This is a genomic window from Pseudoalteromonas sp. CR1, from assembly GCF_019392235.1.
Taxonomy (GTDB): domain Bacteria; phylum Pseudomonadota; class Gammaproteobacteria; order Enterobacterales; family Alteromonadaceae; genus Pseudoalteromonas.
Map to the genome: position 1 here is coordinate 139,654 of NZ_JAHXRM010000010.1, position 17,281 is coordinate 156,934.

The 17,281-nt window shown below is 38.6% G+C and carries 21 protein-coding genes and 1 tRNA gene; 12 read left to right on the forward strand and 10 right to left on the reverse strand.

Features of this window, described 5'->3' with window-relative positions; translation table 11 throughout:
- The first annotated feature begins 34 nt into the window (after positions 1-34).
- The 7 genes from moaA to KZZ04_RS10825 are packed head-to-tail and all read left to right on the forward strand — an operon-like array spanning position 35 to position 4,044.
- Complete coding sequence (moaA, locus tag KZZ04_RS10795; protein ID WP_219422733.1) at positions 35-1,006, forward strand: GTP 3',8-cyclase MoaA; 972 nt, start codon at positions 35-37, stop codon at positions 1,004-1,006.
- A 2-nt stretch (positions 1,007-1,008) separates the two neighbouring features.
- Positions 1,009-1,635, forward strand: a complete 627-nt coding sequence (locus KZZ04_RS10800; RefSeq protein ID WP_138681538.1) for a molybdenum cofactor guanylyltransferase — start codon at positions 1,009-1,011, stop codon at positions 1,633-1,635.
- A complete protein-coding gene (gene moaB, locus KZZ04_RS10805; RefSeq protein ID WP_058405471.1) occupies positions 1,632-2,171 on the forward strand; it encodes a molybdenum cofactor biosynthesis protein B in 540 nt (179 codons plus the stop codon). Before KZZ04_RS10800 ends, moaB begins: the two co-directional genes overlap by 4 nt.
- A gap of 1 nt (position 2,172) precedes the next feature.
- Positions 2,173-2,643, forward strand: a complete 471-nt coding sequence (moaC, locus tag KZZ04_RS10810; protein ID WP_058428759.1) for a cyclic pyranopterin monophosphate synthase MoaC — start codon at positions 2,173-2,175, stop codon at positions 2,641-2,643.
- Positions 2,621-2,920: a MoaD/ThiS family protein gene (locus tag KZZ04_RS10815; RefSeq protein WP_219422734.1), complete on the forward strand. Its 300-nt coding sequence runs from the start codon at positions 2,621-2,623 to the stop codon at positions 2,918-2,920. The genes moaC and KZZ04_RS10815 overlap by 23 nt, the downstream gene beginning before the upstream one ends.
- Positions 2,920-3,399 (forward strand): molybdopterin synthase catalytic subunit MoaE, encoded by a 480-nt coding sequence (moaE, locus tag KZZ04_RS10820; protein ID WP_219422735.1) that lies wholly within the window; start codon positions 2,920-2,922, stop codon positions 3,397-3,399. Before KZZ04_RS10815 ends, moaE begins: the two co-directional genes overlap by 1 nt.
- The gene (locus tag KZZ04_RS10825; RefSeq protein ID WP_219422736.1) at positions 3,400-4,044 is read left to right on the forward strand and encodes an MOSC domain-containing protein; all 645 of its coding nucleotides are present in this window, start codon (positions 3,400-3,402) and stop codon (positions 4,042-4,044) included.
- 72 nt (positions 4,045-4,116) lie between these two features.
- On the opposite strand, the gene KZZ04_RS10830 is transcribed toward KZZ04_RS10825, so the two are convergent.
- The 4 genes from KZZ04_RS10830 to nirB form a co-directional block, all read right to left on the reverse strand.
- Positions 4,117-5,376 (reverse strand): nitrate- and nitrite sensing domain-containing protein, encoded by a 1,260-nt coding sequence (locus tag KZZ04_RS10830; RefSeq protein WP_219422737.1) that lies wholly within the window; start codon positions 5,374-5,376, stop codon positions 4,117-4,119.
- 272 nt (positions 5,377-5,648) lie between these two features.
- On the reverse strand, positions 5,649-6,518 hold the full coding sequence (cobA, locus tag KZZ04_RS10835) for a uroporphyrinogen-III C-methyltransferase (RefSeq protein WP_219422738.1): 870 nt from the start codon (positions 6,516-6,518) through the stop codon (positions 5,649-5,651).
- A gap of 10 nt (positions 6,519-6,528) precedes the next feature.
- A complete protein-coding gene (nirD, locus tag KZZ04_RS10840) occupies positions 6,529-6,882 on the reverse strand; it encodes a nitrite reductase small subunit NirD (protein WP_219422739.1) in 354 nt (117 codons plus the stop codon).
- Positions 6,869-9,445, reverse strand: a complete 2,577-nt coding sequence (nirB, locus tag KZZ04_RS10845; RefSeq protein WP_219422740.1) for a nitrite reductase large subunit NirB — start codon at positions 9,443-9,445, stop codon at positions 6,869-6,871. Before nirB ends, nirD begins: the two co-directional genes overlap by 14 nt.
- A 995-nt stretch (positions 9,446-10,440) precedes the next feature.
- On the opposite strand from nirB, the gene KZZ04_RS21210 reads away from it, so the two are divergent.
- The 3 genes from KZZ04_RS21210 (at position 10,441) to KZZ04_RS10860 (ending at position 12,698) form a co-directional block, all read left to right on the forward strand.
- Entirely contained in the window at positions 10,441-10,671 is a 231-nt protein-coding gene (locus KZZ04_RS21210) for an LruC domain-containing protein (RefSeq protein WP_257903606.1), read from the forward strand.
- 20 nt (positions 10,672-10,691) lie between these two features.
- Positions 10,692-10,835 carry a hypothetical protein gene (locus KZZ04_RS21215; RefSeq protein ID WP_249310696.1) on the forward strand — a complete coding sequence of 48 codons (144 nt, stop codon included), beginning with the start codon at positions 10,692-10,694 and terminating at the stop codon, positions 10,833-10,835.
- Positions 10,836-11,294: 459 nt separating this feature from the next.
- Positions 11,295-12,698 (forward strand): sigma-54 dependent transcriptional regulator, encoded by a 1,404-nt coding sequence (locus KZZ04_RS10860; protein ID WP_219422741.1) that lies wholly within the window; start codon positions 11,295-11,297, stop codon positions 12,696-12,698.
- 2 nt (positions 12,699-12,700) lie between these two features.
- Here the strand turns inward: KZZ04_RS10860 and KZZ04_RS21220 are convergent, their stop codons facing one another.
- From KZZ04_RS21220 to KZZ04_RS21230, 3 genes are all read right to left on the reverse strand, one after another.
- Complete coding sequence (locus KZZ04_RS21220) at positions 12,701-12,931, reverse strand: glycosyltransferase (RefSeq protein WP_327078261.1); 231 nt, start codon at positions 12,929-12,931, stop codon at positions 12,701-12,703.
- A 49-nt stretch (positions 12,932-12,980) separates the two neighbouring features.
- Positions 12,981-13,346: a hypothetical protein gene (locus KZZ04_RS21225; RefSeq protein WP_257903607.1), complete on the reverse strand. Its 366-nt coding sequence runs from the start codon at positions 13,344-13,346 to the stop codon at positions 12,981-12,983.
- Positions 13,347-13,426: 80 nt separating this feature from the next.
- Entirely contained in the window at positions 13,427-13,699 is a 273-nt protein-coding gene (locus KZZ04_RS21230; protein WP_235591503.1) for a hypothetical protein, read from the reverse strand.
- Between the two features lie 21 nt (positions 13,700-13,720).
- Between KZZ04_RS21230 and KZZ04_RS10870 the strand changes: the two genes are divergently transcribed.
- Positions 13,721-14,053 (forward strand): Hpt domain-containing protein, encoded by a 333-nt coding sequence (locus tag KZZ04_RS10870; protein ID WP_138528515.1) that lies wholly within the window; start codon positions 13,721-13,723, stop codon positions 14,051-14,053.
- On the opposite strand, the gene KZZ04_RS10875 is transcribed toward KZZ04_RS10870, so the two are convergent.
- Together KZZ04_RS10875 and KZZ04_RS21420 are read right to left on the reverse strand one after the other, a co-directional pair.
- Positions 14,050-14,838 (reverse strand): 2-phospho-L-lactate transferase CofD family protein, encoded by a 789-nt coding sequence (locus KZZ04_RS10875; RefSeq protein ID WP_257903608.1) that lies wholly within the window; start codon positions 14,836-14,838, stop codon positions 14,050-14,052. The two genes, KZZ04_RS10870 and KZZ04_RS10875, sit on opposite strands and share 4 nt — an antisense overlap.
- Entirely contained in the window at positions 14,810-14,923 is a 114-nt protein-coding gene (locus KZZ04_RS21420; protein WP_368735890.1) for a 2-phospho-L-lactate transferase CofD family protein, read from the reverse strand. The genes KZZ04_RS10875 and KZZ04_RS21420 overlap by 29 nt, the downstream gene beginning before the upstream one ends.
- A gap of 173 nt (positions 14,924-15,096) precedes the next feature.
- Between KZZ04_RS21420 and KZZ04_RS10880 the strand changes: the two genes are divergently transcribed.
- A complete protein-coding gene (locus KZZ04_RS10880; RefSeq protein WP_368735891.1) occupies positions 15,097-17,112 on the forward strand; it encodes a response regulator in 2,016 nt (671 codons plus the stop codon).
- A 91-nt stretch (positions 17,113-17,203) separates the two neighbouring features.
- On the opposite strand, the gene KZZ04_RS10885 is transcribed toward KZZ04_RS10880, so the two are convergent.
- A tRNA-Val gene (locus KZZ04_RS10885) sits at positions 17,204-17,280 on the reverse strand.
- Position 17,281 lies beyond the last annotated feature (1 nt).

Genomic DNA, 17,281 nt, shown 5'->3' on the forward strand with positions numbered 1-17,281 from the left:
TTTAGAAAAAATAATATAAACACCAAGGAAGCATATGCTTAATGATCAATTTGGTCGGCAGTTTAACTATTTGCGCCTCTCAATTACCGATGTGTGTAACTTTAGTTGCACCTATTGTTTACCAAACGGGTATCAGTGCGATACCCCGCGTAACTTTTTAAATAAAAGCGAAATAAACACCTTAGTAAATGCGTTTGCGCAACTCGGCACAAAAAAAGTGCGTATTACAGGTGGCGAACCGTGTTTACGCAGTGATGTAACCGATATTATAAAGCAATGTAAAAACACGCCAGGCATAGAAAAAGTAGCCATAACAACGAATGGTTTTAACTTATTTAATAAAATTGATGAGTTTTACAATGCTGGCTTAGATGCGCTAAACATTAGTATTGATAGCTTAAACCCAAGCATGTTTAAATTAATTACAGGACACGACAAGCTAACCCATATTTTAAAAGGGATAGACCGGGCAATTGAGCTCGGCATAAAAGATATAAAAATAAATGCAGTGCTGGCTAAGCAGTTTAATAAAAACCAATTAAAGGATTTTTTAGACTGGGTGAAGCATAAAAAAGTAACGGTACGCTTTATCGAATTAATGGAAACAGGCAATGGCGCCACCTTTTTTGAACAAAATCATTTAAGCGGGCAAAGTGTTAAAACGCAGCTTTTAGCACAAGGTTGGTTACAGGTAGTGAGAGGTAAATTAAACGGGCCTGCAGAGGAGTTTTGTCACCCCGATTTTGAGGGCCGCATTGGCTTAATTATGCCCTACAGTAAAGATTTTTGTATAAGCTGTAACCGATTAAGAGTATCGTCATTAGGTAAGCTACATTTATGTTTATTTGCTGAGCAGGGAATAGACTTACGCCCGCACTTAAATGAGCAAGATACGCCAGCCACTGTAAACGCTATTCAAGCAGCAATGGGCAATAAAACTATTAGCCATGAGCTTGATAAGCGCTTAACGGGCGCCACAACCCATTTAGCTATGTTAGGCGGCTAAATATGAGTAATAAAACAGTGTTTACAGGGGTTGTACTCGCTGGAGGGCAATCATCCAGAATGGGCAGCGATAAAGCCAATCTCATTTTAAAAAATAAAACATTACTACAAAATGCATGTGAATTATTAAAAGCTGCAGGAGCTAGTAATGTACTTATAAGTCGTAATGTAAAAAGTGCTAATGGGCAATATATACCTGACATATACCCTGATTCTGGCCCGCTTGGCGGGATTTATTCAACCTTAATGGCAACAGAGCAAGATATACTTGTAACCGCTGTTGATATGCCATTGCTTACTTGCACGTTATTATCGCAAATTGCATCTGCAGGGAGCGATAATTCCCACTTTCAAACAAATCAGCCACAAATACATGCGTGGCACTTTGAAAATGAACCGTTACCCCTGTATATTCGTAACACCCAAAGCGTTAAACGTCATTTAAAACAATTACTCATAAACGCAAATAGTCATAAATCAATTAAACAGTTTACCCGTAGTATTGGTGTGCAAACGCTAAAATGTAATAAAGCGCACGCACTTGTTAATACCAATACACCGGCGCAATTTAAAGCTGTTAACGAGCAATTTGACCAACATAAACCTAATTTATTAAGAAGAACCCTATGAGCCACACAACTGAGTCACAAATAGCATTAAACATTGCCGTAATGACAGTAAGCGATACACGCGATGAAATTACGGATACCTCAGGCCATTATTTAATTAAAGCGCTAACTGAGGCAGGCCATCACTTAGCGGATAAAGACATAGTTAAAGATGATGTCTATCAAATGCGAGCAGTTGCATCGCAGTGGATTGCCGATGACACCATTCACGCTATTTTAGTAACCGGTGGTACGGGTTTTACCGAGCGCGACTCAACACCAGAGGCATTTTCACCGTTATTTGATAAAAGCGTAGATGGATTTGGAGAACTATTTAGACATATTTCGTACGGCGAAATAGGTAACTCAACTATTCAATCGCGTGCGTTGGCAGGCCTTGCCAATAACACCGTTATTTTTTGTATGCCTGGCTCTACGGGCGCATGTAAAACAGCCTGGACAGGTATTATAAAAGATCAGTTAGACTCAATGCACAAGCCATGTAACTTTGCCCCGCATATTACTATTGGTAAAAAATGCGAATCGCGAGAGCAATAATATGCTGAGCCACGTAGACGAAAATGGCCAAGCAAACATGGTTGATGTATCGCTAAAAGAGGTTACTCTGCGCGATGCATCTGCCGAGGCCTATATTAAAATGAGCAAACACGCTTTTGAGCAAGTGTTGCTTAATCAAAATAAAAAAGGTGACGTGCTAGGCGTTGCCCGCATTGCAGGTATTCAGGGCGCCAAAAAGTGCGCCGATTTAATTCCGCTTTGTCACCCGCTGGCACTGAGTAAAGTAGCCGTTGATTTTGAACTTGATGAAGCACATAGCCAAATTAAAGTCACCAGCTACTGTAAATTGGCGGGCAAAACGGGCGTTGAAATGGAAGCGCTCACCGCAGTATCAGTGGCGACCCTTACACTATTTGATATGTGTAAAGCTGCCGATCCGCTCATGGAAATACACGGTATGCGCGTAACGCAAAAAGCAGGAGGCAAGCATGGCAGCTGGCAGCGAGATTAATTTAAATAATACGAATGCAGCTGCAGGGCATGTAAATGTACTCTTTTTTGGCCAACTTAAAGAACGCCTAAAGTGCGATAAGTTAACCGTTGATATAGCTCATACCCTTAGCATTAAATCGTTTAAACACATGCTGGTTGAGCAAAACCCGCATTGGCAGGCATGGCTTGAAGAGCGTGATGTATTGTGTGCGCTTAATCAAACTATGTCATCAAGCGATGAGCTTGTAAAAGCAGGGGATGAACTTGCTTTTTTCCCACCCGTGACAGGTGGCTAATGAGTATAAGCATTAACGTACAAACGCACGATTTTTCAGTAGGCGAGCAACATGACGCACTTTGTAGTAATAACAAAAGTGATGGTGCCGTAGTGACGTTTACAGGGCTGGTGCGAGAATTTAGTAGCGGCGATAACGTAATCGCCCTTGAGCTTGAGCACTACCCAGGAATGACTGAGCATCTACTGCGATCTATAGCCGAACAAGCGCAAACACGCTGGCAACTTGCCCGCATAAGCATTATTCATCGAGTCGGTTATTTAGCCCTTGGTGAGCAGATTGTATTTGTTGGCGTAACCAGCCGCCACCGCCAAGCCGCGTTTGAAGGCGCACAATTTATAATGGATTACTTAAAAAACCACGCTACGTTTTGGAAAAAAGAGCATTTTAAAGATTCATCTAACTGGGTTGAGTTTAAACAAAGCGACAAGCAAGCACTGAGTAAATGGCAAAGTATCGAACAGGATGCAATTAAATAAATGCATATAATCTCTACCAATGTCTCTAAAATAAAAACGGTTGTGCATAACGGCAAAGAGGTCAAAACCGGTATTTTTAAAACGCCAACCAAGGAGCCTGTTGTCATTGAAAAGCTAAATATAATAGGTGATGAACAAGCCGATTTAGTCAATCACGGCGGTATTGATAAGGCGGTTTATGCGTTTTCACATAATCACTATGATTATTGGAAACACACACTTAAAAATGATGATTTAGCAGTAGGTGCCTTTGGCGAAAACTTTACAATTTCAGATCTAGATGAAGCTAACATTCACATTGGCACTCGTATTCGTGTTGGCAGCGCACTGCTTGAAGTAAGCCAGCCCCGTGTGCCATGCTTTAAGCTTGCCATTGCACTTAATAATAAACAAAGCCTAAAACTGTTTACTCAGTATTATCACACGGGTGTTTATTTTAGAGTGCTTGAGCAAGGTATTGCTAAAACAGGGGATGCAGTTACTATTGAGCATAAAGCTGAGCATAATATTTCAGTAAAAACCTTGTTTCAGGCGTTTTTTGATAAACACTACCCAGATTATGAAAGCGTATTATTAGCCGCACTTGAACTCCCTGAGCTTGCACTTGAGTGGCAAACTAAGATTAAAAAAAAGCTCTCAACTTAGGTTTAAGGCAGTTTTAATGTTCATGGCTGTGGTTAATCGCTAGCCACTCCCATTTATTTCTATAACCCGTCTTTAATTAGCATTATTAAGTTCAATTATTTTGTTCGCGACCGCATAAATTGAACTATGTGAATCCATAGCTTGTTTTTGAAGTTGCTTATGGGCATGCTCCTCACTTATTTTTAGTTGCTCTATTAATATATATTTTGCTTGATGAATCACTTTTTGCTCGGTGATGACTCGTTTTGCATCAACCAGTGCTTGGTTAATTTGTTTAATATGTTGGCTTTGCTCTAAAATTAAGTCGTACATGGTTTTATTACTATTTAGCTTGCTTGCCGCTGTATTAGTAGGTTCATTGTTTTTAAGCGCTAGCTGCCCGTCGGTTGCAGGCATATATTGTTGCTCTAAGGTATTGAGTATTTGTTTGTTGGAATTTAATTTTCGTTGTGCACATGCGATTTGCATTGCAGCAGAGTCGATTAAATGATCGCTAATGTTTTGCTCTATTTTATGCATAATATCAATACGCGTTGTGGTTACTTCGTACCACACTTCGCTAAGCTGCGATAAAGGCTGTGCATTTTCGTCATCAAGTTTTTGTAGCAAACTTCTTAGCTTATCTACTTGTTTATTTACAGGGTGCTCTATCAATGAGGTATAGCATTTAAGTAAATGATCGTCTGCGTACTCATTAAAAAACGAAAAACTATGGCTTTGCTCTTGAACAAAATGAGCGAGTTGCGTTTTTTGATCTTCTGTAAATTTACTCGCAGCAAACGCTTGTGCTCCGCAGGCGCGCTCTTGGCCAGCGTATTCTTTACCTTGCATAAAATTAAAATAAGCAACTAATAGGCGAGTAACATGTGGATCGCTTGCACCATCAGCAGCTTCTAAAATAATATTTAATAAGCTAGCTATAAGTTGCGTAAATGATTGAGTTGAATGTACAGGCGTTACGTTTTGTCTGCCTATTTGGTGGCGCAAAGCGGGTAGCACGTCTAGTGCCTGTAAGCTGTAAGTAATTAAATTATATAACCTTGAATGACCCGGGTCGGCATTATCAGATATAAAGGTTGTTTTAAGAGAATGATAAAACGTATCTTGAGCGCTTTGTGTAATGGGTATTTGCTGTGTGAGCTCATTGCTAAAACGTAAGCTTTTTGAGGCCAAAAAGATGTTGCTCATAGCACGTTCTTTTTGTAACTGGTGCACAAAATCACCTAGCTTGGTGAGCGAGGCACAGCTATTTTGCAGTTGCTTTAAAGCGTGAATTTCTTGGTACTTTGCCGCTAGTAAAAACTGTTTTGTGAGAGGATTGCTTGTCTGCATAGGTTTTGTTCCGCACTTTTTTGTTTTTAAAGTGCAACCCTTGTTCCAATCATGAATAAAAATTAACTATTGATTTTAAAATCAATCTAAAACAGCCGCTTGTGGTTATATTTTTATTTAAAAAGTATTAATCACTTTATTTTGAGCACACAAATTTACCCTTTTTGGTGCATAAAAAGGGAATATTGCACTGCTAACATTGTATATAAAAAAGCACGCTTACCCCTGGGGAGGAAATAAGCGCGAAAAGTGCATTATGTATTAAATCTGCATTAAGTATTGACCGTTTGAACTAAAAGCTCAGGGGTAATAGCCATTTTATGGTTTATTACTTCTCCAACAATTATAAGAGTAGGGCCTTGCAGGTTATGGCTAAGGTGATCATTTACTATATTTTCTAATGTACTAGTAATTGCTTTTTGCTTACTCGTTGTGGCGTTTTCGATAAGTGAGATTGGTGTGGTACTTGGCCAATTTACCGATTGAAGGCCGCTACTTAGCTCTTTTAATCGTCCTAAGCCCATATAAACCACTAAAGTTGGATTATTGTTACCTTGCACAAAGGCATAATTGCTCCAGTTTGGCAGTTTTTTAGGGTCTGCAAATTGGGCAGTTAAAAACGTGACGCTTCGCGCTACATCACGTGCTGTAAGCGGAATGCCTGTATAGGCAGAGGCCGCACATGCAGTGGTAACACCAGGTACAATCGCAAAGTTAATATTATGCTTTGTAAGCGCATCAGCCTCTTCGTTTATGCGAGCAAATATACTCGGATCGCCCCCTTTTAAACGTACTACGTTTAACCCTTGTTGAGCATATTTAACGAGTAGGGCGCAAATATTGGCCTGTGTCATTGAATGCATACCGGCTCGTTTGCCTACAAATATACGCTGCGCTGTTTTAGGTAATGTTTTTAGTAAATCTTCGCTTACAAGCCAGTCATATAAAACGACGTCGGCTGTTTGTATTAAACGCTGCGCTTTTACGGTAATTAGCTCAGCATCGCCCGGTCCAGCACCAATAATATAAACATGGCCGTTTTTGCCCTCTTTGCGAGTATGCTTAACGCCATTGGTAAGTTTATTTACAAATTTGTTTAGCCAACCATTTTCAATACCCGAAAAATAAGAAAGCACGCTCATAATAATCTCCTTAAGCAACCGCTTTAATTACTTTCGGCTCTGCGCTTATAAGTACGTTACCGTCTTCAATTTTTGCATCAAAAACCGGTAAATGTATTGTTTCGGCCTCTAGGCACTCGCCTGTTGCTAAACAAAAATGCTGTTTATATAACGGCGAAGCCACAACCAGTTTTCCCTCTATAGAGCCAATAATACCGCGCGATAATACGTTCGCTTTTCCAATTGGGTCGTAGTTACTAATGGCAAACACGCTTTGTGTGTTTTGTGGTACATAAAAAATAGCCACTTGCTGATTATTAACTAATGCGCATACACCACTGTTAGCAACTAGGTCGTCGATTGTTCCAATACTATGCCAAGACATCAGCTTGCTCCTCTTCAAGTTCCACTACCGGAATACGGTTTTGAGTAATTAGTTGTTCGCGTTTTTCAGCATCTGTAGCTGGGCGAATTTGATTACGCTCTTGTACAAATAAAATATTGTCATCGGGATTAGGGCTATTAACAAACTGGCGAAAACGCTTAGAAGCTTCAGGGCTTTCTACTGCTTTTTTCCACTCACAGGCGTATGTTTGAGTAATAAGTTCCATTTGTTCTTCAAGCTCTTGGCAAATACCTAAGCTGTCGTCTATTACTACACTTTTAAGGTAGTCTAGACCGCCTTCAAGGTTTTCCATCCATACAGACGTACGCTGTAATTTGTCGGCGGTTTTTATGTAAAACATTAAAACGCGGTCTATGTATTTAATAAGTGTGGCTGTATCTAAATCGGTAGCAAATAAATCGGCGTGACGAGGGCGCATTCCGCCATTACCACACACATATAAGTTCCAACCGTTTTCGGTGGCAATAATACCTATATCTTTACTTTGTGCTTCGGCGCATTCACGGGTACAACCAGACACGGCCATTTTAAATTTATGTGGTGAGCGTAACCCTTTATAGCGGTTTTCAATTTCTATTGCGTGGCCAACACTGTCTTGTACACCATAACGACACCAAGTACTTCCCACACATGACTTAACCGTTCTAAGAGACTTACCATAAGCGTGGCCTGTCTCAAAGCCAGCTTCAATGAGTCTTCCCCAAATAACGGGTAGCTCTTCTAAACGTGCGCCAAATAAATCGATACGCTGTCCACCAGTCACTTTACAATAAAGGTTAAAGTCTTTTGCTACTTGGCCAATGACAATGAGTTTGTCGGGTGTTATTTCGCCGCCTGCAATACGAGGTACTACAGAGTACGAACCGTCTTTTTGCATATTAGCAAGGTAAGTGTCGTTAGTATCTTGCAAGCCAACATGGGCAGGTTCTAAAATAAAGTCATTCCACGTTGAGGCTAAAATAGAAGCGACTGCAGGTTTACATATTTCACAACCATGATGTCCACTGCCGTGTTTAGCTAATAAATCATCAAAGGTTTTAATGCTTTCTACTTTAACCATATGCAGTAGCTCTTGGCGCGAATACGCGAAGTGCTCGCACACATGGTTGTTGACTTCAACACCACGACTAGCTAGCTCATCATCTACTACCGATTTAAGTAAAGCGGCACAGCCACCACAACCACTGGCTGCTTTTGTGCACGATTTAACAGCAGCTAAATCGCATGAGCCACCATCAATAGCACCCACAATGTCGCCTTTACTCACGTTATGACACGAGCAAATGGTGGCGGTATCGGGTAGGGCGCTGCCCGCTAATGAAGGTGCGCCAGCGCTGTCTGGTAAAATTAAACACTCAGGATGTTCTGGTAAGGCCATGTCGTTTAACATGTACTGCAGTAGCGTATCGTAATCACTAGTATCGCCAACAAGTACTGCACCAAGCAGCTTATCGCCGGTTTCATTTAGAATGATTTTTTTATAGCAGTCTCTAATTGGATCTTGGTAAATAAGCTCTTTGCAGTTGGGTGTTTTTGCATGGGCGTCGCCAATAGATCCTACTTCAACACCGAGCAGTTTTAATTTAGTGCTCATATCGGCACCTGAAAATTCAAGTTTGCCGCCACTTAGCTGGCTTGCTGCAACGCGGGCCATGTTGTAGCCAGGTGCCACTAAACCAAATAGTTTTTTGTCCCACAAGGCACATTCGCCAATAGCTAAAATATCAGGGTCTGAGGTTAGGCATTGGTTATTAATAATAATGCCGCCACGCTCGCCAAGTTCTAGTTCAGCCACTTTGCCCAGTTGATCATAAGGGCGAATACCGGCAGAGAACAAAATTAAGTCGGTTTCTAAAAACGTACCGTCTGAAAAGTTTAATCTAAAGCGGCTAGTTTCACCTTTAACTATTTCGCTGGTTGCTTTTGAGGTATGAACAGTAACGCCTAGTTTTTCTATTTTATTTTTTAATAGCGTGCCGCCTTGCCCGTCGAGCTGTACAGCCATAAGCTGCGGTGCAAACTCAACAACATGCGTATCAAGCCCTAATTGTTTAATGGCGTTTGCGGCTTCAAGTCCTAATAAACCACCACCAATTACTACACCATTTTTACTGGCTGCGGCACTGGCTTTTATTTGCTCTAAATCCTCTAGGGTGCGATAAACCAGGCAATGGGGTTGATCGTTCCCCTTAATTGGCGGTACAAACGGGAAAGAGCCCGTAGCAAGTACAAGCTTATCGTACGGGTATTGATCGCCAGTTTGAGTGGTTACTACTTTGTTTTTTCTATCAATGCCTTCAACCCACTGTTTAGTATGCACATTAATATTAAGTTGTTGATAGTTATCTAAAGTTGTTAGTGCTAAATCGGCGGCTGTTTTGCCATCAAACACGCTTGATAAATAAACGCGGTCGTATGCAAGATTTGCTTCTCCACAAAGTACTGTAATATTTGCTTTGTCATCGCTTTGACGCATTTGCTCAACAAAATGATGTCCGACCATACCATTGCCGATAATGAGTATTTTTTGCGAGGTTTGCATTAGGCATTCCTTAATGTGACGGTTTAAATTTTAAAAACAAAAAAGCCCGCCTCAGATACAAATTCATGTAACTGCGAGCGGGCTTCTTTGCCTGTGGTCATAACAACCTAAATTTATGCCGTTAAAATAACGGACTTGTATTTTATTAAAGCAATAACCTAGCCATAAAAATAAGTTACTGATTAATAGGGTTATTAATGTTTTTTGTAAATAATAGAATCAAATATAGTGCTTTTTTGGTGCAAGGTTTGTATTAATTAGTGCAGTTTAAATGTATCTGGGACTAATAATGCACAAGTTACTTAATAGAGGACCGTATAGGTGGGAGTTTGAAGGTTAAGCTAAAACTACGTTGCATACAGCGCACATTACATGAGTAATAAGAACCCAAGTTAGGGCTAGTGATTACAGATTTTATCACTAAGTTATTGATTATTTATATAGACAAAAAGAGTAAACAAAGCTAAATGAAAACTAACGCCCAGAATAATAATTGATATGACTTTTTTTGACTTACCTTTTTTAAAACTAGCAAAATCCTTAAATTGAATATTATAACTACCAAAAGTGACTCCCTTTAGCACGAGGCAGCCGGTTGAATAAAATAAAAAACCAAAGGCCGTATCAATTATTAGCCATAAAAACATATCGAACATAATGCTCATATTAATTCCTTATATCACGTTGAGTTTTAGATTAAATCGCACAGACTAACACCCCAGTTAGTCGTTTTAGTCTTAAAAATAGTTGTCACTGCTTTCAATATAATCATTTTATTAAAGCATATTCATTAAACAAAGCCAGAGCATGAAGTATAAGTAAACATAAAAACCTCTCTTCTACACGCGCTTGTGTATTTTGCAAAATGCAACTGAATCTATTGCAAGATGCATGAATCTTAAGTTGTTTATATTTTACATATTGATTTTCAATAGCTTAAGTTTTGGAATGGACCCTGCAATGGTTTAAACACTAAATTCATTAGGGGCTAAATTATGAAACTAAACAAATTTGCAACTGCGTGCTTACTTGCATTTCCGTGCGCTGTGCTTAGTCAACCATTCGAATCGTGTCCTAGCCAAGCACCGACAGAAGCGTTTGATACTTCACTATACAGCGTAACAAATGCAGACGATGCCAGTGTGCAAGGCAATGGTTTGTATTTACTTAACGAAAATGGCTTGCCGTTTGCGTGTTTAGCGCCTCTAATAAAGGCATGGCAATAGAGTACTGGGCCGGTGTGCTAGTGAAAGTATTTATAATAGTATTTGCCATTAGCTGGTGGTTAATCCGATTTTCGCATTTTAGTTTAGTGCGAATGGGCATAATGATTTCGGGTATTTTGGTTGCTGTGGCTGCGTTAATTAACAAAATGAATGGCATTGGTTAGGTTGAGGGAACACGTGTCACTATTTCTCGTGAGTATCGCTCGCAATTAGGAGACCCTAACGATCTATCGTTAGTGTTGATGTTTCCAGTGTCCTTTTTGGCAGCAGAACTGTTTGATAAAGGTGCGAATAAATGTCGTCCTATATTTGCAGCCGTAGGTTTGTTGTTAGCTATTTCTGGCGTTATAGTCACACAGAGCCGAGGCGGCTTACTGGGTATTACCGCTATTTTAAGTTTCTTTTTATATCAAAGGTGGAATTATTCTTCAAGGTTGTCAAACGTCTGAGGAATTTGCACATTGTTTATGGAGAAACTCACAATTTACCCTTTCTAAAGAAATTGATGACGCCTCATTAATTATAATTAACTGAATTTGCATTACGTGGGACTTTATAGCTATATTATAAGCATACATTCTATCTTATTGAATTAACAGCTACTCGCCAACTGAGACGTCTTTATGCTACCCACAGTTTTAATCGTTGAAGATACGCAGTCTTTAGCAATGATGTACCAATCTTATTTACTATCAACCGGTGTTAACACCCTTGTGGCAAGTGACGGCCAAACAGCCATAGACATCATAAATAAAGTTCACCCAGACCTTATAGTGCTGGATGTTATGCTACCAGATATGAATGGGCTTGATATTTTAGCGACGTTAGAACCCGATAATTCGCCTCAAGTTGTTGTATTAACTGGGAATGCAACAAAAGAAATAGCCATTCAGGCAATAAAATTAGGCGCGAGCGACTTTTTAGAAAAACCAATAGAAGCAGAGCGCTTTAGAATAACGGTTAACAACGCACTGAAAATTAAAAACTTAAAGCAAACCGTTACACAATATAAAAACAAATACGAAAACGGAAAATACTTTGATTTGATTGGCAGCTCAAAGCAAATGCAGACCGTTTATAAAATTATAAGCTCGGCGTCTGCCTGCAAGGCCACTATTTTCATAACAGGTGAAAGTGGTACGGGTAAAGAGTTGTGCGCACGAGCTGTTCACCAAGCGTCTAATCGAGCTAATCAACCCTTTGTCGCCTTAAATTGTGCCGCAATACCAAAGGATTTAATTGAAAGTGAAATTTTTGGACATCTAAAGGGAGCGTTTACTGGCGCTATTGCCAATAGAGTGGGTGCTGCAGGGCAGGCCAACGGGGGAACGCTGTTTTTAGATGAATTGTGTGAGATGGATATTAATTTGCAAAGTAAACTTCTGCGATTTATACAAACAGGGAGTTACCAGCAAGTTGGCAGTGAAAAAGAAGTAAAAGTTGACGTTAGATTTGTTTGTGCAACTAATAAAGATCCTCTTATTGAAGTAGAAAACGGCCGTTTTAGAGAAGATTTATATTACCGACTCCATGTTATTCCGATAGAGCTGCCACCACTTAGAGAGCGCGGAGCCGATATTATCGAAATTGCCGAAGCCTTGTTTGAAAAACTCGCATTGGAAGAAAATCATCCTTATAAAAGTATTTCGGAGGGGGTAAAGCAGCTGATTATGCAGTACAGTTGGCCAGGTAATGTAAGGCAGCTCGAAAATGTGATCCGTAATGTCTTAGTACTTCACCCTGAGCAATATATTGATACTGATATGATACCCGCATTACCGGTCAGCTCAAAAAGTCAGACGCAACAAACACCAATCACCAACACGCAATCGTCAAATATTGAAACAGCAGCGTTTGATATGGCAACGTCTCAAAGCGAAGTTAAGCCGCTATGGCTTGCAGAAAAAGAATACATTGAGCACGTTATAAAACTATGTATATCGAATGTGCCTAAAGCGGCATCACTGCTCGATGTGAGCCCTTCAACATTGTACAGAAAAATTAAAAGCTGGGATGAGCTCGAATAAACTTATGTACCAGTATTCGCTTGCCTGAGTAGTTTAAATTGCTGTTTACCAGAAAAACGTTCCTCTAGCGTCCTGTAAGCGTTATTGATAATAGTATTGGTGTGATCTTCGGATTGTGAGAGCAGTTTTTCTACCTGTTGCTCAAAGTGTTGTGTATTTGTTTCTTGTATTAAAAACCCTGTAATTCCGTGTTTAATAATACAGGGGATAGCACCTACGGCGCTGCTAATTATAAATTTTTTCTGATATGGCTTCTAGTAGTGCCATTGGTAGTCCTTCTTCTCATGAGCGAATAAGTAATACATCAATTTTTTTCCATATGGTATTACGCTCAACTAGTCCGTGGTACTCAAGGTTATGTAAGTTTGGTAGTTCGTCTTTTATAGGGCGATCACCAAAAATGTGAAACTTAACGTTTAAATCTTGTTGCATATTTCCGGCTAACCTGCAAGACACATCAGGTTCTTTTTCAAATGATAACCGACCAACAAAAACAATGTTAACGCCTGTTTTAAATTTTTTACTATGACTTTGGGATTTATTAATAGCGATAAAATTTTCGAGTAACTGTGCATTTTTAATTGAATGCTTTATTTGTTTAGAGACGGCGAAGTTTATTGATAAAGGGGAAAGTAGTTTATCTAACATGTTGTAAAGTTTTAGTTTACCTGTATCAGCTTCACCAGCATAGTAGGTACTAATACAGCAATGCCTAGTTATTTTACATACTAAACGGCCTTATAACCATGAGTATGAATAACGGTGTTTGAATCTAAGCTTTTTAATTGTTTTAGTAGGCTACTTAGGTTTCCTTTTAAAAATTCATACCTTATATTTTCTTGGTTAAGCAAATCATAAAATTCTTGATTTTTGTGATCCTGGTAAAACATAATGTAGCTGCAAATGTGGTTGTTAGTGAGTAGCTTTGACAGTTCAACTAGGTGTGTTTCCATACCACCAAGCATCGAAGAGTCTACAAATAAAACAACGTTGAATTTCATAACTAACCCCAAAAGATATATATGATTAATTGCTCAATAATTGAACAGCTTAAAAGTGATGTTGGTAACGAACTAGCAGTAGAGCTGCTAAAAACGTTTATTAACGAGTCAAAAAAAACAGTTGAAATCTTGGTTAATACACAGGATGTCAGTGAGATAGAAATTAGCGCACATAGCCTTAAAAGCAGTGCCTATAGTTTTGGTGCTATCAGCTTGGGAGATACCTGTAACTCAATAGAGTCACTCGTAAAAGTTGAACATACTCCACAACAGCTCGATTTATTATTAAAAACAGCAGAACAACAAAGCACAGAAACCTTTAAAGAGCTAGAAGCTGTTATCCAAAACATTTAAAAATGATTACTTAATTGTATGGGCATTTTAAGCAACCCAGTAAACACATTGTTTAGCTCATCTATGTCGTGTAAATGGGCTCTGTTTTTTAGGATAGTTTTACTACCCTGTAATATTTCTTTAATTGCAGAAGACGGAATATTTAAATCGTATAATTTAAAACTTAGTTGTTCTGCAAGCCAATCAACACCCGGTGTTGAAGTGTTTTTCATGACGCTTTTTTCTGTTTTTGAGTTTTCGATAAAAATACGACACGCCGATGTTTTTTGAATAGCTGCCGCTATTTCTTCCACTAAAAACGCAGGTAAAATACTCGTAATAATGCTCCGTGGGCCAATAATGATTAAATCGGCTTCTAAAATGACCTTTACACAGCCCGGGCCTGCAGGGACATCTTCAGATAGTGATACACTTTTAGGCAAAGAGGTTAGTGAATCAATTTCACATTCGCCAATTACTTTTTCATTATTGTTTAGTTCATCGACAAGGTCGGTGGGTACTTCTGTCATGGGCAAAAAAGTTTCTGAATTACCGAGCATAATATTAAAATGAGCAATGGCTTTTGTTGCAGATCCGGTCAGCTCCATTAATCCAAGCAGTGTTAAATTACCTAAACAATGTTCAGCAAGTTGCCCTTGTGTGAATCTGTGTTCGTAAATTGCGTTAAACGTAGATTTCTTATCAGCAAGCTGCAAACAGCAGCGACGTATATTTCCAAGCGCAATGGTTTCTTGTGAAGCTCTAATTTTACCTCTGCTACCACCAAATATCTGTGGTTGCGACAATAGCGGTTATATGACTACTCATCAGCCTAATAGCGCTTAAAACCTGAGCTAATCCGTGTCCGCCTCCAATACACACTATTTTCATTTTTGAGCCTTTGTGTTTTTGTTTATTTCACATGTAGAGTGCATTTATTCCAAATGTTTTATAACAATTAACATGATGATTTATATTGTTTTTTAATCTATATTTAATTGAGAAAAGCCAGTTTTAAAATTACTTTTTGCAAAACGCGATGCATATTGATGAGGAAAATGAGTGTGAAAAAAACAGAACATCTGTGTGTATCTGATTTACAAAAACATTTAATAGATTTAGCTAATTGTGAACACGGTGCTGATTTGTTGGATTTGCTTAGAGCGGTATTTGAGTCACGGCTTAAATATACTGACTGTATTATCATCAATAGGTATAAATATAGATATTACGAGACGATAGCGACGACTAATGATCAGTTTAGTGACAAAATGTGGTCCGAGTGTTATTTGTTTACACAAACGGCTGAACACGGTTATGCCATATGCCAATACCCTCAACAAATTGAAGAACTCGAATTTTCGATTACATATTCAATTCAAACCTTAAAACTAAAAAACTCTTTATTATTTAGTGTGAACACACACTTTGATAAAGGCATAATTATTTTTACAAATGTAGATGCACAGCAATGTGAGCAATTTATTAATTCAGACACAATTAAAATATTCTTGCAGCAGGCGTTTTATACATTAATTAATCACGTTAAGTTAGCTAAACAAACCAATAAAGCTTTATCGCTTACACATAGATTTACGACACTCTCTAACCTATTTAAAGAGTATGGGTCAGAGTGGTTTTGGCGATTAAACCCGCTAATGGTATTTGAAAGTATTAATAATATTGAAACTATTGGGAATGTGTACGATCAGCTTTTTATTGGTCATAGAATTGAACACATCATTACAGATAATGAAAAGCAAAATACAGAAAAATGGCAGCAATTTAACCAGCTAATTGATGACCGTAACGACTTTCATGATTTTGAATTTGAGGTTGAAGCCGACAAAAATTTTTGGGTCATTTTAACAGGTAAACCTCTTTACGATAAGTTAGGCAATTTTTTAGGTTACATGGGGCTTGCTAAAAATATTACGACGTCTAAACAGCGAGAGTTTGCTCTTCAGGCGCAAACATTAAGGGCTGAAGAGGCAAGCCAAACAAAATCAAAATTTTTGAGAGTGATGTCTCATGAAATCAGAACGCCTATTCATGCCGTTATGGGGATGATTGAGTTATTGCTTGATACAGAGCTCAGCCCCGAGCAACAGCAACTTGTTAATTATGCTAACTCAAGCACCGAAATTTTATACGGTTTAATCACCGATGTGCTCGACTTTTCAAAAATTGAGTCTGGCACGGTTTCATGTATAAAAAAACCATTTGATATAAAGCTGTTAACTGAAAATATAGTAGGGCAGTTAAATATTGTTGAAAAGTCAGATGACATTCTTTTTACCACTCACATCGATACGCAAATTCCCCAATATGTTGTTGGTGACGAATACAGATTAGGTCAAGTATTATTTAATGTAATTAGTAACGCGTTTAAGTACACAGTAAATGGTCAAATTAACTTAAACGTAGTGATACAAAATGAGCAGCTTATTTTTGAGGTAAAAGATTCGGGTATTGGTATAGCTAAAAAGCATTTAGATTTAATCTTTAAGCCATTTAGCCAAGTGAATGACAGTATAAACCGTAAAAGTGAAGGGGTTGGATTAGGATTAAGTATTTCAAAAAACTTATTAGGCATAATGGGAGGAGACATAACAGTAGATACTCAACTAGGTTTAGGAAGTACGTTTACCATTTCAATACCATTTGAAGAAGCCCATGTTAGCGATATTGTTGATAATGTAATACATAAACAATCGGCGCTAACAATTTTGGTGGCAGAGGACAACAAAACGAATCAAGTACTGATCAAGGCGTATTTAGAAAAGCTGAATCATAAAGTGACTTTGGCTAATCATGGGCACGAGGCTATTGATTTATTTTCGCGTAAAAAGTTTGATTTAGTATTAATGGATATCATGATGCCTGAAATGGATGGTTTAACTGCTGCAGAATATATAAGAGATGAATTAGTCAGCGATGTACCAATTTACGCTTTAACCGCTAATGCAGAAAAAGACAATAAAGCATCGTGCTTTAAGGTGGGTATGAACAAAGTACTCACAAAGCCGATTAAATTTCAAGAACTCGAAGCCGCCTTGAAAGGGTTGTTTCCACGATAAAATATAGTCCCAGTTATCTTATTAATTGATTTTAGGCTAATTGATTAAGGGTTGGGAGAAATTTGCTTTTAAGTATTTATACTTTTTGGATTGGTACGACTGAGTGGATTCGAACCACCGACCCCTACCATGTCAAGGTAGTGCTCTAACCAACTGAGCTACAGTCGTA

What these genes read in the sequence shown, in the direction of transcription:
- KZZ04_RS10860 (WP_219422741.1), top strand. Translation starts at nt 11,295, where the DNA reads ATGCTACCCACAGTTTTAATCGTTGAAGATACGCAGTCTTTAGCAATG.
- KZZ04_RS10870 (WP_138528515.1), top strand. Translation starts at nt 13,721, where the DNA reads ATGATTAATTGCTCAATAATTGAACAGCTTAAAAGTGATGTTGGTAAC.
- nirD (WP_219422739.1), bottom strand. Translation starts at nt 6,882, where the DNA reads ATGTCTTGGCATAGTATTGGAACAATCGACGACCTAGTTGCTAACAGT.
- KZZ04_RS21210 (WP_257903606.1), top strand. Translation starts at nt 10,441, where the DNA reads ATGAAACTAAACAAATTTGCAACTGCGTGCTTACTTGCATTTCCGTGC.
- moaB (WP_058405471.1), top strand. Translation starts at nt 1,632, where the DNA reads ATGAGCCACACAACTGAGTCACAAATAGCATTAAACATTGCCGTAATG.
- KZZ04_RS10815 (WP_219422734.1), top strand. Translation starts at nt 2,621, where the DNA reads ATGGCAGCTGGCAGCGAGATTAATTTAAATAATACGAATGCAGCTGCA.
- moaA (WP_219422733.1), top strand. Translation starts at nt 35, where the DNA reads ATGCTTAATGATCAATTTGGTCGGCAGTTTAACTATTTGCGCCTCTCA.
- KZZ04_RS10825 (WP_219422736.1), top strand. Translation starts at nt 3,400, where the DNA reads ATGCATATAATCTCTACCAATGTCTCTAAAATAAAAACGGTTGTGCAT.
- KZZ04_RS10830 (WP_219422737.1), bottom strand. Translation starts at nt 5,376, where the DNA reads ATGCAGACAAGCAATCCTCTCACAAAACAGTTTTTACTAGCGGCAAAG.
- moaE (WP_219422735.1), top strand. Translation starts at nt 2,920, where the DNA reads ATGAGTATAAGCATTAACGTACAAACGCACGATTTTTCAGTAGGCGAG.
- cobA (WP_219422738.1), bottom strand. Translation starts at nt 6,518, where the DNA reads ATGAGCGTGCTTTCTTATTTTTCGGGTATTGAAAATGGTTGGCTAAAC.
- KZZ04_RS21225 (WP_257903607.1), bottom strand. Translation starts at nt 13,346, where the DNA reads ATGTTAGATAAACTACTTTCCCCTTTATCAATAAACTTCGCCGTCTCT.
- moaC (WP_058428759.1), top strand. Translation starts at nt 2,173, where the DNA reads ATGCTGAGCCACGTAGACGAAAATGGCCAAGCAAACATGGTTGATGTA.
- KZZ04_RS21230 (WP_235591503.1), bottom strand. Translation starts at nt 13,699, where the DNA reads ATGAAATTCAACGTTGTTTTATTTGTAGACTCTTCGATGCTTGGTGGT.
- KZZ04_RS10800 (WP_138681538.1), top strand. Translation starts at nt 1,009, where the DNA reads ATGAGTAATAAAACAGTGTTTACAGGGGTTGTACTCGCTGGAGGGCAA.
- nirB (WP_219422740.1), bottom strand. Translation starts at nt 9,445, where the DNA reads ATGCAAACCTCGCAAAAAATACTCATTATCGGCAATGGTATGGTCGGA.
- KZZ04_RS21420 (WP_368735890.1), bottom strand. Translation starts at nt 14,923, where the DNA reads ATGAAAATAGTGTGTATTGGAGGCGGACACGGATTAGCTCAGGTTTTA.